This window comes from Phycisphaeraceae bacterium (assembly GCA_019636555.1).
Classification (GTDB): Bacteria; Planctomycetota; Phycisphaerae; order Phycisphaerales; family UBA1924; genus JAFEBO01.
Genome location: JAHBXH010000001.1, coordinates 1,412,615 through 1,426,112, shown reverse-complemented (window position 1 = coordinate 1,426,112; position 13,498 = coordinate 1,412,615). Strand labels below are relative to the sequence as shown.

General features: G+C 61.2%; 10 protein-coding genes. 9 read left to right on the top strand and 1 reads right to left on the bottom strand.

Going from position 1 to position 13,498, the window contains the following annotated elements:
* The first annotated feature begins 99 nt into the window (after positions 1 to 99).
* The 6 genes from KF691_05875 to KF691_05850 all read left to right on the top strand — a co-directional run bounded on the left by KF691_05875 (position 100) and on the right by KF691_05850 (position 7,424).
* Entirely contained in the window at positions 100 to 528 is a 429-nt protein-coding gene (locus KF691_05875; protein MBX3388966.1) for a type II toxin-antitoxin system Phd/YefM family antitoxin, read from the top strand.
* A gap of 3 nt (positions 529 to 531) precedes the next feature.
* Positions 532 to 840 (top strand): type II toxin-antitoxin system RelE/ParE family toxin, encoded by a 309-nt coding sequence (locus KF691_05870; protein ID MBX3388965.1) that lies wholly within the window; start codon positions 532 to 534, stop codon positions 838 to 840.
* Positions 841 to 863: 23 nt separating this feature from the next.
* Positions 864 to 3,827: a DNA polymerase I gene (gene polA / locus KF691_05865; GenBank protein MBX3388964.1), complete on the top strand. Its 2,964-nt coding sequence runs from the start codon at positions 864 to 866 to the stop codon at positions 3,825 to 3,827.
* Positions 3,828 to 3,851: 24 nt separating this feature from the next.
* A complete protein-coding gene (prmC, locus tag KF691_05860; protein ID MBX3388963.1) occupies positions 3,852 to 4,769 on the top strand; it encodes a peptide chain release factor N(5)-glutamine methyltransferase in 918 nt (305 codons plus the stop codon).
* A 19-nt stretch (positions 4,770 to 4,788) separates the two neighbouring features.
* Positions 4,789 to 5,655 (top strand): hypothetical protein, encoded by an 867-nt coding sequence (locus KF691_05855; GenBank protein ID MBX3388962.1) that lies wholly within the window; start codon positions 4,789 to 4,791, stop codon positions 5,653 to 5,655.
* A gap of 86 nt (positions 5,656 to 5,741) precedes the next feature.
* Positions 5,742 to 7,424 carry a VOC family protein gene (locus KF691_05850; GenBank protein ID MBX3388961.1) on the top strand — a complete coding sequence of 561 codons (1,683 nt, stop codon included), beginning with the start codon at positions 5,742 to 5,744 and terminating at the stop codon, positions 7,422 to 7,424.
* Positions 7,425 to 7,476: 52 nt separating this feature from the next.
* Here the strand turns inward: KF691_05850 and KF691_05845 are convergent, their stop codons facing one another.
* Positions 7,477 to 9,174 carry a response regulator gene (locus KF691_05845; protein MBX3388960.1) on the bottom strand — a complete coding sequence of 566 codons (1,698 nt, stop codon included), beginning with the start codon at positions 9,172 to 9,174 and terminating at the stop codon, positions 7,477 to 7,479.
* 315 nt (positions 9,175 to 9,489) lie between these two features.
* Here KF691_05845 and KF691_05840 point away from each other — a divergent pair, with 315 nt between their 5' ends.
* The 3 genes from KF691_05840 to KF691_05830 are packed head-to-tail and all read left to right on the top strand — an operon-like array spanning position 9,490 to position 13,306.
* Positions 9,490 to 10,464: an ABC transporter ATP-binding protein gene (locus KF691_05840; protein ID MBX3388959.1), complete on the top strand. Its 975-nt coding sequence runs from the start codon at positions 9,490 to 9,492 to the stop codon at positions 10,462 to 10,464.
* Positions 10,461 to 11,183 carry an ABC transporter permease subunit gene (locus KF691_05835; GenBank protein MBX3388958.1) on the top strand — a complete coding sequence of 241 codons (723 nt, stop codon included), beginning with the start codon at positions 10,461 to 10,463 and terminating at the stop codon, positions 11,181 to 11,183. The genes KF691_05840 and KF691_05835 overlap by 4 nt, the downstream gene beginning before the upstream one ends.
* On the top strand, positions 11,183 to 13,306 hold the full coding sequence (locus tag KF691_05830) for a hypothetical protein (protein ID MBX3388957.1): 2,124 nt from the start codon (positions 11,183 to 11,185) through the stop codon (positions 13,304 to 13,306). Before KF691_05835 ends, KF691_05830 begins: the two co-directional genes overlap by 1 nt.
* The last annotated feature ends 192 nt before the right edge of the window (positions 13,307 to 13,498 follow it).

The window sequence follows — 13,498 nt, the reverse complement described above, 5'->3', positions numbered from 1 at the left end:
CGCTCAATTCGGCACACGCAGACTGGTATATCAAGGCGATTCGGGTATTTCCCGATTTCGAATCAGCCTCGAATGACGCGGCGCATTTGAATGCTCTGAATGGCGCGAAGGGGAGCTTTTACTTCGTATCAAAGGCCAACGACGCTGAGGCTACGCAAGATCGCCGATAGCCGTCGCGCGCTATTATGTTTTATCGCAGCGATAAAACATTTGGAGAACGCCATGTTTCAACCCCCCGACATCCGACCGCTCACCGAGTTTCAGCGCGAAGCCAAAGCTCACATTGCCCGGCTGAAAAAAACGGGCAAGCCGGAAATCTTGACCGTCAACGGTCGGGCGGCGGTCGTCGTGCAGGATGCCTCGTCCTATCAAAAACTGAGAGAGCTGGCCGATCGGGCGCGCGACATCGCGGCAATCGAGTCTGCCCTCGCCGACGTGAAAGCCGGCAAAGTTCAGGACTTCGAGTCGTTCGCGTCCGACAGCAGGAAGGCTCTCCAAAGGCTGCCGAAGAAAAGGAAATCGGCCTGAGGCATGCAGCGGTTTCGGCTCAAAATCACATCGCGTGCGCAGCGTGATTTGCTGCAGATACGCGATTTCATCGCGGCAGAAGCCCCTGAAACGGCACTGGAATACTACGACGCATTTCTGGACCGAATCCGCGAACTAGGTGTCTTCCCCCGTCGCTATCCGATCGAAACAGGCATCGGGCACCGCGGAAAAGAGATTCGTTCGCGTCCCATCGGCAACTATCGAATCATTTATTCCGTCGGCAAAGGATCAGTCCATATTCTCACCGTGCTGCACGGAGCCCGAGATCGGCGATCGGGCGAGAGGTCGTGATTTCCGCTTCAACCGGCAATTCAATGGCCACCGTTTCAAACCCATCGACTGTCCCCACGCTCTACCTCATCGACGGCTACGCGCAGTTCTTCCGTGCTTACCACGCTATCCGCACGCCGATGACCAGTCCTGTCACGAAAGAACCCACGAATATGACGTTCGGGTTTGTCGGCATGCTGCTCAAGCTGCTGCGGGGCGAAGGAAAGTTGGGAGGCCCGCCGGACTATGTCGCCGTGGCGCTCGATGTCTCGGGCGACAAAGAGACGTTTCGTTCGGAGTTGTACCCGGAGTACAAGGCAACTCGTCCGCCCCCGCCGCAGGACTTGTTACCGCAGGTGGAGCGAGCGCTCGCGATCCTGAGAGAACTCGGGATTCCCACAGTCGGCGCCGAGGGCTTCGAGGCCGATGACGCGATCGCGACGATTGTTTCGAGATTGCAGCGTGAGCACCCCGGGCTTCGCGTGCGAATCGTCAGCAAGGATAAGGATCTGAAGCAACTGCTCGCATCGAGCGTCGAGCTGTATGACGTTCACACCGACCTGAAGATCGGCGTCGAAGAACTCAAGGCCGAAATGGGGCTCGACCCGGGCCAGATCATCGACTACCTCGCGCTGATGGGCGACACGGTGGACAATGTCCCGGGCGTCGAGGGTGTCGGCGAGAAAACTTCCGCCGCGCTGATTTCGGAGCATGGAAGCCTCGACAAGCTCATCGCCGCCGCAGGCACAATCAAGGGAAAACGAGGTGAGAAGATCCGTGAGGCGATTCCCAACCTCGCGCTCTCGAAGCAGCTTGTCACGCTCAGGCACGATGCACCGGTCGAGCTCGATCTGAAGCTCGCCGCGGCAAAGAGTTTCAAACTCGATCGGCTCATCCCGATCCTGAAGGAGCTTGGGTTCAATCGATACCAGGAGGACGTGCGTGCGCTGATGCTCGCGCGGGGCGAGACACTCCCCGCGGGATTGCCGAGCCCGATGCCGGATGCACTCTCGCGATCGGCCGTCGCGGAACCGAAACCCAATCGAGAAAACAAGCCCACGCCGGGCGGGCTGTTCGACGGCGGACTCTTTGCGGCACTCGAAACCCCGAAGGCCATTTCGAACCCCGGCGGCGAATACCGGTGCATCAAGTCCAGAAAAGAATTGGATGCACTGGTCAAAGAGTTGAAGGCGGCGCCGGTCATCGCGATCGATACAGAGACAACCAACGTCTCTCCCACGCGCGCCGACCTCTGCGGCATCAGCGTGAGCACGAAAGTCGGAACCGGCGCATACATTCCGGTGCGATCTCCCGACTGCGGCTCGCACCTGGACGAGGCAACGGTTCTTGCGGCACTTAAGCCGATTTTCGAAGACGAGCAGAAGCCAAAGGTCGGCCACAATCTCAAGTACGACATGATCGTGCTGCGGCGCGCGGGGGTGATGCTGAAGGGATTCGCAGCGCCCGCGAAGGATGGCGACGCGCTCGCCGCGGGCGACACGATGGTCGCGAGCTATTTGATTGACGCTTCGCGCTCATCGCACGCGCTCGAGCCGCTGGGTTTGGCGCTGCTGGGTCGCACAAAGTCCTCCATTTCTGAATTGATCGGGAGCGGCAAGGACCAGAGGCAGTTCGACACGGTCCCGGTTGATCTCGCCACGCCGTATGCAGCGGGCGATGCGGACCTGACGCTCGCGCTGATGCAGGTCATGCTGCCTCAGCTTCGAGCGATGGGTCTGATGAGCCTGTTCTACGACCTCGAGATGCCGCTGGTCGAGGTGCTCGCGGAGCTTGAATTCAACGGGATTCAGGTCGATGGTGATGAGCTCGATCGTCAGCGCTCGCGGTTGCAATCGAAGCTGAAGCAGATTCTGGATTCGCTTGAATCGGAAGCAAAGAAGGCGCTGGGACGCACTTTCGACCCCGACTCTCCGAAGCAGCTTTCTGCGGCGCTCTTCAATCGGCCCGACGACAACACGCCGGGTCTTGGCATCAAGCCGATCAAAAAGACCAAGACCGGCTTTTCGACCGACGCCGAGGTTCTCGAAAAACTCGGCGAAGACGCGACGCTGACGACCCCCATCCCCAAGCTGATTCTTGAGTACCGCCAGCTCTCCAAGTTGGTTTCGACGTATCTGGTTGCGCTCAAGGAAGAGATCAACCCGAAGACAGGCCGGGTGCACACCAGCTTCAACCAAACCGTGGCGGCCACGGGCCGCCTCGCGAGCAGCGACCCGAACCTTCAGAACATTCCGATCCGAACCGAAATCGGGCGTGAGATCCGCAAAGCGTTTATCGCGGCGCCGGGTCACTTGCTCGTCACGGCGGACTACTCACAGATCGAACTGCGCTTGCTTGCGCACCTGTCGAACGATCCAGCGCTCACGCAGGCATTTCATGAGGGCGCGGACATCCACACCGCAGTCGCGGCTCAAGTCCACCACATTCCGCTCGATCAGGTGACGAAGGAACAGCGCTCGGGCGCGAAGATGGTGAACTTCGGGATTGTGTACGGCGTGACCCCGTACGGCCTTGCCCGGCGCCTCAACATCGGCAACGACGAGGCGGCGGAAATCATCAACGGATACAAGAAGCGGTTCGCCGGCATAACAACTTTCCTTGAAGAGTGCGTGCAACAGGCCAAACGCTACGGCTACGTCGAGACGATCATGCACCGGCGTCGGCCGATCCTCGATATCGAGAGCAATGTGCCCGCGCGCCGGGCTTTCGCGGAACGCATCGCGATCAACAGCGTCGTCCAAGGGTCCGCGGCGGACCTCATCAAGCTCGCGATGGTCAATATCCAGCGTGTCATCGACGATGGCGAGGCCCCGAAGGGGCTGAAGATGCTCCTCCAGATCCATGACGAACTGGTGTTTGAAGTGCCAACGGAATCGGCGGACGCCGCGAAGAAACTTGTTGTGGACAAGATGGAACACGCGATGACTTTGAGCGTGCCACTGGGGGTTGATGCGCACACGGGAAAGAATTGGTTTGAGGGGAAGTAACCCCACATTGCTTACACTTGGTCAGTGACCGAAACCGCCACGCAAATCTGGACGACCCGCCGCCTGCTGGCCTGGATGAACGAGGCGTTCATGCATAACGGTCTGGATTCGCCGCGGCTCATGGCGGAGATGATCCTCAGCCACGTGCTTGGGTGCCAGCGCTTGCGGCTCTACATGGAGCCCGATCGCCCTGCGACGGAACTCGAGCGGAACAACTTGCGCGATCTGGTTTCCCGCGCGCTCAAGCACGAACCTGTGCAGTATCTCGTCGGAGAAGCGTGGTTTTTCGGGCTTCCGTTCAGTGTGGATAAGCGCGTGCTGATTCCACGCCCGGCGACGCAGACAATCGTGGAATATGTGCTCCAGCACGCCCGAAACACGCCGGGATTCGGCGGCGCCTCGGGCGACGGGGTGCTGCTCGCCGACATTTGCACCGGTTCCGGCTGCATCGCGACTTCGCTGCTCTATTCCATGAAGATGGCTCGCGCGATCGCCACCGACATCTCGGCCGATGCGCTCGAGGTCGCACGGCTCAACGCCATTCGGCACGGAGTCATCGATCGCATCGAGTTGCTGGAGGGAGACCTGACCGCCCCGCTGCTCGCCCATCCTGCCGCCGGCGCACACGAATCGCTGCACTACATCGTCAGCAACCCGCCGTATATCCCCGACGATGAATGGGAAGCGGTCGCGCCGAACGTGAAAGATCACGAACCGCACGGCGCATTGCGAGGCGGTGCCGACGGCCTCGGTTTTCTGAGGCGGCTGCTCGAGAGCGCCCCGCCACTGCTCAAGCCCGGCGGAATGCTGCTCATCGAGATCGCCGAGTCACGCTTCCGGCAAGCCGAAGAACTGGCAGCGGCAAATCCGCTTCTCGATGCCGTTCGAGTTCTCAACGATCTCGAGAACAAGCCGCGCGTTGTTGTTGCGACGCGAAAGTGAGCGAGCGTACCTTTATCGATTGACTGTATCGAAGCGCATCGCGATCGCCACTTGCCGCGGAAACACTCTCGCGGAGCGTGCCGATGCGCCGCTTGTCGCCGCGTTGCGAGCGGTCGGTATTGAAGCCTTGCGCGTGGCGTGGGACGACCCGAGTGCGAATTGGACCGAATTCTCCGGGGTGCTGATCCGTTCGACCTGGGACTGGCACGAGACTCCGGCAAACTTCATCCGGTGGGTCCAGTCCACCGCCGCACGAACGAACGTCTGGAACGATGCCGAGCTTGTTCTCTGGTCCCTTGACAAGCGATCGCTCATCGAACTGGAATCGCGCGGCATACCCAGCATTCCCACGATTGCCTTGCCGTCGCAGGATGAACTCGACCGATTCTCGAGCCCATGGGACGATTGGATTCTCAAGCCGGCATTTGGGGCTACCGCGTATCGCACAACGCGCATTCAAAGCCGGCAGGATCTCGAAGCCTGGAGAAGTGAAAACGCCGGATTCCGCGGCCCGCTGGTTGCGCAGCAATTCCAACCGTCGGTGCTGAGCGAAGGAGAATTGTCCCTCGTCTTCATCGACGGTGGGCTTTCCCACACGGTGCGCAAGCGAACCAAGTCCGGAGACTTTCGAGTGCAAGCCGAATTCGGAGGCTCGACCACACTCGCGGAGTGCCCGCGCGAAGAATCTCATTTGGCGACAGCACTTCTTGCAACATTGCCGGCGCGGCCGGTGTTCTGCCGCGTCGATGTCGTTCGTGACGCGATCGGTCAACCCCGCACCATCGAATGCGAGCTTGCGGAACCGGAGCTCTTCTTCGACCACAAGCCGGAAGCGGCCATCGCCTTGGCACGAGCCGTTCGACGGCGGCTTTTAGGCGAATCCTGACACTATTCCCAATGTATGGTGACACGTCATCCGATGCGGCCTTCAATTCTGTGATCCGAGGCTGGTGAGTTACGGAGGGCTTGAACATGGCAGTGTTCGCCGACAAGGTCCAGATGCAAAACCGCCTCTTCGCCGAGCTCTCGAGCATGTTCGGCAAGGAAGTGCCTCTCTACGACAAGGCGTTGCTCGTCAACAAAGTGTGCAACACATGCGTCTGCTCGCTGCTCGGAAAGAAATACCCGGGGTTTTCCATCTCCGAAGCGCAGCTCGAAAAAACCAGCGGCGAGCGCCACGGCGCGATCCGCATCGGTCGGCCGGACGAATACCGCTGGATCGCGCGGTTCTTCCACCAGTTCGCGATGGAGCCGCACAATTTCTACGACATGGCAAACGTCGGCGCCAAGAGCCAGCCGATCATCGCCACCGCATTCCGCTCGGTGCTCAACCCCGAGCACCGCGTCTTCACGTCGCTCTTGCTCACCGATTACTTCGACGAGCAGACGCGCTCACGCATCGAGAAGCTTCTTGCGACGCGCAACGTTTTTTCCGATCGCGCAAAGCAGCTCATCGAAAAAGGCGAGAAGCAAGGCGGGCTCGACGACAACGATGCGAATGAATTGATCCGCGAGGCGACGCAGCGCATCTTCAAGTGGACAGGCAAGGCTCGCGACTACCGACTCTACAAGGACCTCTGCGACGCGGGATTCAAGATTGCCGCGGACATCGCGTGCTTCGAATCACACCACCTCAATCACCTCACACCCAACACGTTCTCAATGGACCTGTACACGGCGGCAATGAAGTTCTGCATGGGTGAATTGCCGGAGTCAGATTTCCGCAAGCGCGCGACGACGACGCTATCGCGCCTTCGGAAGTTCGCCGACCGTGATTTCATGAAGCTGCACTTCAAACACCTGACGCGCGAACAGATCGATGCGCTGCCGATGGCGGAGGCGAACGCCGGAGATGTTGCTTCACTCGTCGAATCGCTGACGAAGCGCCTATCCGAGCCTGATCTTCAGCTTTCGAAACTTAAACACGCCGGATTCAAAGACTTCACGGAAGGGCCGAGCCAGGACACACCGGTCCTGCTGCGCCAGGATGCCTACAAGGCGCTGACCGAGCGGGTGACATTCACGAATCCGGACGGCACCGTCGTCGACACTACGCACACCGCGCGCTTCGGCGAGATCGAACAGCGCTTCTACGCCACGACGCCCGCCGGACGCGATCTGTACGACAAGTGCCTCACGCAGAACGACGCGCAGCGCGACAAAGACCCTTCGATCGTCAAAAGGGATTTCGCGGCATACGAATCGCAATCAGCGGGAGCGTTCGCTCCGTTCCCAAAGACGCTGCGCGAACTCGCTGAGAAAAATATTGTGTATGGCCGATTCGCGCCGACCGCGAAGGGACTTGCGGCGAACGGCTCCGTGCAATCGACCGACATGCGCGACCTCGTTTCGCAGGGTTTCGCGCAGATCGAAGGGCTCCGATACGAGGACTTTCTTCCGGTGAGCGCCGCCGGGATTTTCGCCTCTAACCTCAATCAATACGGCACCAAGGCGACTGCCGCGGAGCGTCCGGTCTACACCAAGGCACGCCTCGAAGAAATCATGGGGCGCAAGATCATCGAGTCTGACGCCGTTTATCAGGGAATTCAGGCCCGCTCGATGCTCGATACATATGACCGGCTCGGCCTGCTCGGGAAGATCCCGCCCGCGCAGCGGACCGAACTTGAGTCGCAGGCTGCCGCGGTACCGGAGTGATCTGAAGATTCGGCTCGCCGAGTCGCAGCGTTTTTCATCACGGGCCGATGCGCTACTTGTTTTTCAGGGCTTTTTTGACAGTCTCAACAAGCTGCTCGATCTGAAAGGGCTTGAAGAGCACGCTCTGCAGACCTTCCTGGCTTGCGCGCACAATCGAATGGTGCGGGTCATACCCGAAACCGGTCATCAGGATCACCGGAAGATCGGCGCGATATTTCTTCGCGGCCGCGAACACCTCGTAGCCGTTGTGATCCGGCATGCGGATGTCGCTCACGACAAGGTCGTACGGAACTTCCTGTTCGATCGAGGCGGTTTCGAGCGCCCTGATCGCTTCGGTGCCGCCGTTGCACACCGTCACTCGCGCGCCGCGGTTGCGCAGCACGCTGCCGATGATCTGCCGGATCTTCGGCTGATCGTCCGCGATGAGCACACGCCGGCCCTGCAGGATCGGGTCGAGCGCCCGATTCTCCATCGCCTTCTCGACGCCCAGCAGCGACTGCGGCCCGCTTGCGACATCGCGCACGCGCGAGCGGATCGCCTCCACGTCTCGAAGAATCCGGCCAACATGCGCGCTCGTCGTCGGGTCGTCCGCGACCACTTGCTGCAGGAATTCGACCTGCTGCACAATGTCGGCCAGCGGCTCGGCGAGCTCGCCCTCAACGCGCCCGCTCACGGAAAGATTGGTCGTGGTGCGCTCCACGACCAGGTTTTCCTGCATGTGAACGGCCATCGCGATGTAGCGAGCAAAGATCTCGGCGAGCTGGCGATCGTCATCATCGAATGCCGCTTCATTCTGGCTCTCGACGTTGAGGATTCCGATGACCTTGTCGTGCAATCGCAGCGGAACGGTGAGGCTCGATCGCGCCCCGTGCAGCCCCGGCAGAAAAAGATCGTCCTTGCTGGTATCGTCGCAGAGATAGCTCTTGCCGGTCGCCGCGACGTAGCCGCTGATGCCGTTTCCTTCGGGCTTGGCGAAAATATCGAACGCCTCGTACTCGCTCGGAAGATTTACTTTGATCACAAGTTCCAGTCGGCCCGAGCGCGCATCGAGCAGCCGGATCGCGAAGTGATCAAAACGCAGAAGGTCGCGCGAAAACCGCACGACCTTATCCTCCAGCACTTTCAATCGTTCCGCGGCATTGAGCTTTCGAACCGCATCGGCGTCGAGCGTAAAAAGCTCCGCTCCCGCCCGATCAATGGCGTCCATTCGAAGTCGAACGCGGTTCGTCGAAGTGACGTCGCGGACGACGACCGCGACAAGTTGCTCCGGTTCGGTTCCCGGCGCCGGCTTGGGCAACCCGGGGAAATCGGGCGCGACCAGCGAAATCAGCACCTCGTAGTAACGGGCTCCGTCCGCGGAAGTCAACTCGAGTTTCTGGCTCGGATCGGCGGTGTGCTTCGACTTGTTCGATTTCGCCAACGCAAGCCCCAGCCTTTGATGCTCGATCAGTTCGGTTCCGACTTCCTTCGCGGCTACATCGAGCAATTCGGTCGTGCGCTCGTCATTGGCAAGGTACAGCTCGTTCGCCCAGACGCGCTCCCCGCTCTTTTGGTACAGCGCAACGCCTTCCCCGATGGCGTTGAGTAGAGACAACGACCAAGCCGGCGCCTGAACGCCTCCGACCTTTGCGACATCCTGCTTCTCACCTGCAACCAACGGGCGAACCCCCTGAGGTTGATCCCCGCCCGGAGGAGCGTGATCAACGGAACCGATCGTCACCTCGAACAGACCCTGGAGACGATTCTTCAATCGTGAAGCATCGGCGCCTTCGCCGGAGTGAACCACGAGTTTTGGCCGGTCATCGGACATCCGGGCCAATAGCCTGTTCGAGGAAACTTGCGAACACGTTGCGACCGAGTGTAGCGAAGCACGTAAATCACATCGGACCGTTTCCGGTGCGAAAACTCGCCTTTTCGCGCCGATCCTCCACCGGCGACAATGCAAGACTGACGCAATATCCGCCCGGTGCCAGTTTTTGGCGCCGGAGATCGCTCGACGGCGGAACTTCTCCTGATATCGTCTCAGGCCATCTTGCCGCTTCAACCGTCCGAGAATGCCTCCACCATGCTCGAAGTCCGTGATATCCACAAGTGGTACGGTCCGTTTCATGCGGTGCGGGGTGTTTCATTCAGCGCCCGAAGGGGTGAAGTGGTCGGCCTGCTCGGTCCGAATGGTGCCGGAAAAACGACCACGATCCGAATGATCACGGGAGTGTTTCCGCCCTCAAAAGGCGCCATCGAAATTGATGGGCTCTCGATCATCGCCCAGCCTGAACAAAGCCGCAGCCTGATCGGGTATCTGCCCGAGTCCGCACCCCTGTATCCGGAGATGAGCGTCACGGGATACCTCCACTATCGGGCAAACCTCTTTTCGATTTCGGGTTCGAAGCAGCCGGAGGCGATCGAGCGCGCTCTGTCATTGACCTCACTGGGCGAGGTTCGGCGCAAGCGGATCGGCGCCCTTTCCAAGGGGTTTCGACAGCGTGTCGGCCTCGCCGCCGCGGCACTTCACCAACCAAGCCTCCTCGTGCTCGATGAACCCGCGAACGGTCTCGACCCGACGCAGATCCGCCAGATGCGAGAAACCGTCCGTTCGCTCGCGAAAGACTCCTGCGTGCTGCTGAGTTCGCACATTCTGAGCGAAGTCGAACTCACCTGCGACCGTGTGGTTGTGATCGCCTCGGGGCGGGTTCTCGCCGATGGCACCCCCGCCGAACTTCGCCAAAGACACGCGCCAGAAGGCGCGATTCTGATCGAGGTGACGGAAGCCGAGGCCACCGCAGCGACAATCGAAGCACGTTCGACGCCCGGCGTGCTCGAAGTCGAATCAGGCACAGTTGAAGACGGGTGGCGAACGCTGCGTGTGCGGATGCGCCCGTCCAAGGATCTGTGCATGAAGGATCAACTCGCGGCGATCGCTCGATCGCTTCACAGGGTTGGAGTCGTCCCCCGCGTGATTACCCCCGATGCGCCCGGGTTGGAGCGTGTCTTCCATTCACTGCTCGAGTCGGCCGCCGAAGGCTCCGGGGCCGCGGCATGAGCGCCACGCTTTCCATCGCGCGGCGGGAGCTCTCGTCATACTTCCGTCTGCCCGTCGGCTGGTTCACCGTCGCGCTCTTTCTGTTTCTCTGCGGGTGCGTCTTCGGGCTTGTGGTCCTGGCGCCGGGACGGGTTGCCAGCCTGCGCGCCTTCTTCGGCGGCGCGGGCTGGATGCTCATCCCGGTCGTGCCCGCGATCAGCATGAGACTTTTTAGCGAAGAGATTCGGAGCGGAACGATCGAGCCACTCATCACCGCGCCGGTCCGAGAGTTTTCCATCGTGCTCGGCAAATTCGCGGGAGCCTGCGTCATGCTCGCGCTCATGCTGCTGCCGACCCTGCTGTACGCAGCGGTACTCGCACGCGTTTCGCCCCGTCCGCCCGAGATTGGGCCGCTGGTCGCCGGGTATCTCAGTCTTCTGCTTCCGGGGGTCTTCTACCTCTCGATCGGCACGCTTTGCTCGGCCCTGACCAACAACCAGACCCTGGCGTTTCTCGCAACACTCTTCGTGCTTCTCACGCTGATGCTCGCGTCCGCGCTCGGACCCGCGATCGCGCCGGCGTCGCTCCAACCCGCGCTCGCGTGGATTTCATTCGATTCGCGCATCCAGGACTTTGCCAAAGGGGTCATCGATATCCGGCACATCGTCTTCTTTCTCGCCGCAAGCGTGCTTCCGATTCTGCTCGCGGGAATCACGCTTCGCGCCCGGAGGCTCGGCTGATGCGTCGGCTCTCCTTCTGGCTCTGGACCATGATCGGCCTTTGCGCCGCGATCGCCTCGATCGCGATGGCGAACATCGTCGCTTCCCGCTTGGCGCCTCGCTTTGATGTCACCGCTTCCGGCGAGCATCGACTCAGTCCACGCGCGCAGGCCGTGCTCAATCGGCTCTCGGCGCCGGCGCGACTGATCGTCGCGGCAGACTTTCAGCACGTGAGCCCCGAAGCGATCCGTGATACCAACGACGTGCTCGATCGCTTCACCCGAACCGGCAAGCTCGAACTCTCGCTTATTGACCTCGGCGCCGCTTCCGGCCAGCAGCAGTTTCACGATGTCCTTGCCGATCTCATCGCACGCGACAAGTCGGAACTTGATGTGCAATCCTCCGCGATTCGGTCGGCGGCGAATTCCGCATCGGAGCTCGCGAACTGGGCGCAGACCTCGCTTTCAAAGTCCCTTGACGAACTGCGGGCGGCGCTTCCAACCGGCGGCTCCGCCTCTGCGCAGCAGGCGAGGTCGGCGCTCGAACAGCGCGCCGCCGCCGCGCGAATCGCCGGACGAGATTTGAGTGCGGCGATCACCAAGATCGAAGAACCACTTGCAGGCAAGATCGGCGAACTCGATCTACCGGCCACGGACAGAGCCGCGGAGTTTCTGCGACGCGACCTGCGACTCGCGTCGGATCAGATCAGCCAGATCGTCGGAGAGGTGCGCCGATTGTCGCGCCTGACCGAATTGGGAGACGAATTCGGTCGCCGCGCCGCAATCGCTGCGGACTCCATCGCGCAGCAGCGCGATCGGCTCGCCGTTCTCGCGGAATCTCTCACTCGGATGCCCCGCCCCGGCGTGCTCCGCGTCGCCTCGGCATTGCGTCAATCCGCCGCGGCGATCATCGTCCCGCCAGTCGGCAACCGTCTCACAGCGATCCCGCTCGATGAACTTTTCCCCGCGCGCGAGATCGTGCTCTCGGCGGGTGCTCGCGCCGACAACCGCCGACGCGTCGAAGAGTTTCTCACCGCATCCCTTGCATCAACGCTGCTCGAAAAACCGCCCATCGCGGTCTTTGTGCACGCGGAAGAGAGGCCGTACGTCACCGAGGCCCCTTTTCTGGAACGCCTTCGCGATGGCCTGTTGATGAAGGGAATCGACATCGTCGAGTGGGATGTGTTGCTCGAGCCCGAGCCCTCCGGTCTGACCCGGCTCGACCCCGCACGCGCGCGGCCCGCCGTGTTCGTCGTCCTTCCGCCGGATTCGACAACCGCCGCGAGGCCGGGAGAGCAGCGCGGCGGAATCGAACGATCGCAGCGCCTCGGCGCCGCGTTCGAAAAACTGGCGAATGAACACCAGAACATCCTGCTCAATCTCAACCCATCGATTCAGCGCACCTACGGCGATTCAGATCCTTTCAGCCCGGTGCTGCGACACTTCGGGCTCGAGAGCGCCGCGGGAAAGCCGCTGTTCACCGAGCGGTTCGATCAAGGGAAGCGCGAAATCGAAACCGATCGCACCGTGATCGCGCAGGATGAGGGGGACGCGAAGTCTTCAAACCCGGTGCTGGGCGCGATCCGCGGTCTTCCAACTTATTTGCCTTGGCCCATCGGTCTGAACTCTCTTCCGGACGCACCGGCGACGTCCGTCCCATTGCTGAGAATCCCGGAAAGCGAGAACACATGGGGAGAATCGAGTTGGCTGCTCATCTGGCAAACACCGCGTGCCCAGCGTGCCGCGCTTGCGGGACCGCCGAAATTCGATCCGGGAAAGGACGATCGTGGCCCGTGGACTGTCGCCATCGCGTCGGAAATCCCCGCGACTTCCGCTTCACCGGCGCAGCGTCTGCTCGCCGTCGGTTCGACAGGTTGGTTCTTTGACTCGCTCACACAGCCGGGCGTGCAAGTGGACGGGCGCGTTGTCTCTCCTTTTCCCGGCAACCAGGAACTTTTCGATTCAGCGCTTTACTGGCTCAGCTTTGCCGACGAATTGATCGCCCAAAGCCCGCAGGCCAATTCCATTCCTCTCATCGGCAGCATCAATCCGGTTCGGCTGCTCTGGCTGCGGCTGATCATCGTCCTCGGCCTGCCGCTCTGCGTGCTTGCGCTCGGCGTCGTTCATCGCGCGATTTTCGGCTGAGGATCCCGTCGAGTTCCGCCGAAACAGCAAGTGCAGTCCGCATCGAGAACACACCCAGTCCCGATGACCGTGCGGCTTGGTCTCGCCACCGCAGGAAGAGCAGGGAAGCGAGTCGCCCTCGGCGAAAGCGTGTCGCGCGCCGCACTCCGGGCATACGAGCAGCCCGCGATCGGGCTCGAGCCCGAGCAAGCT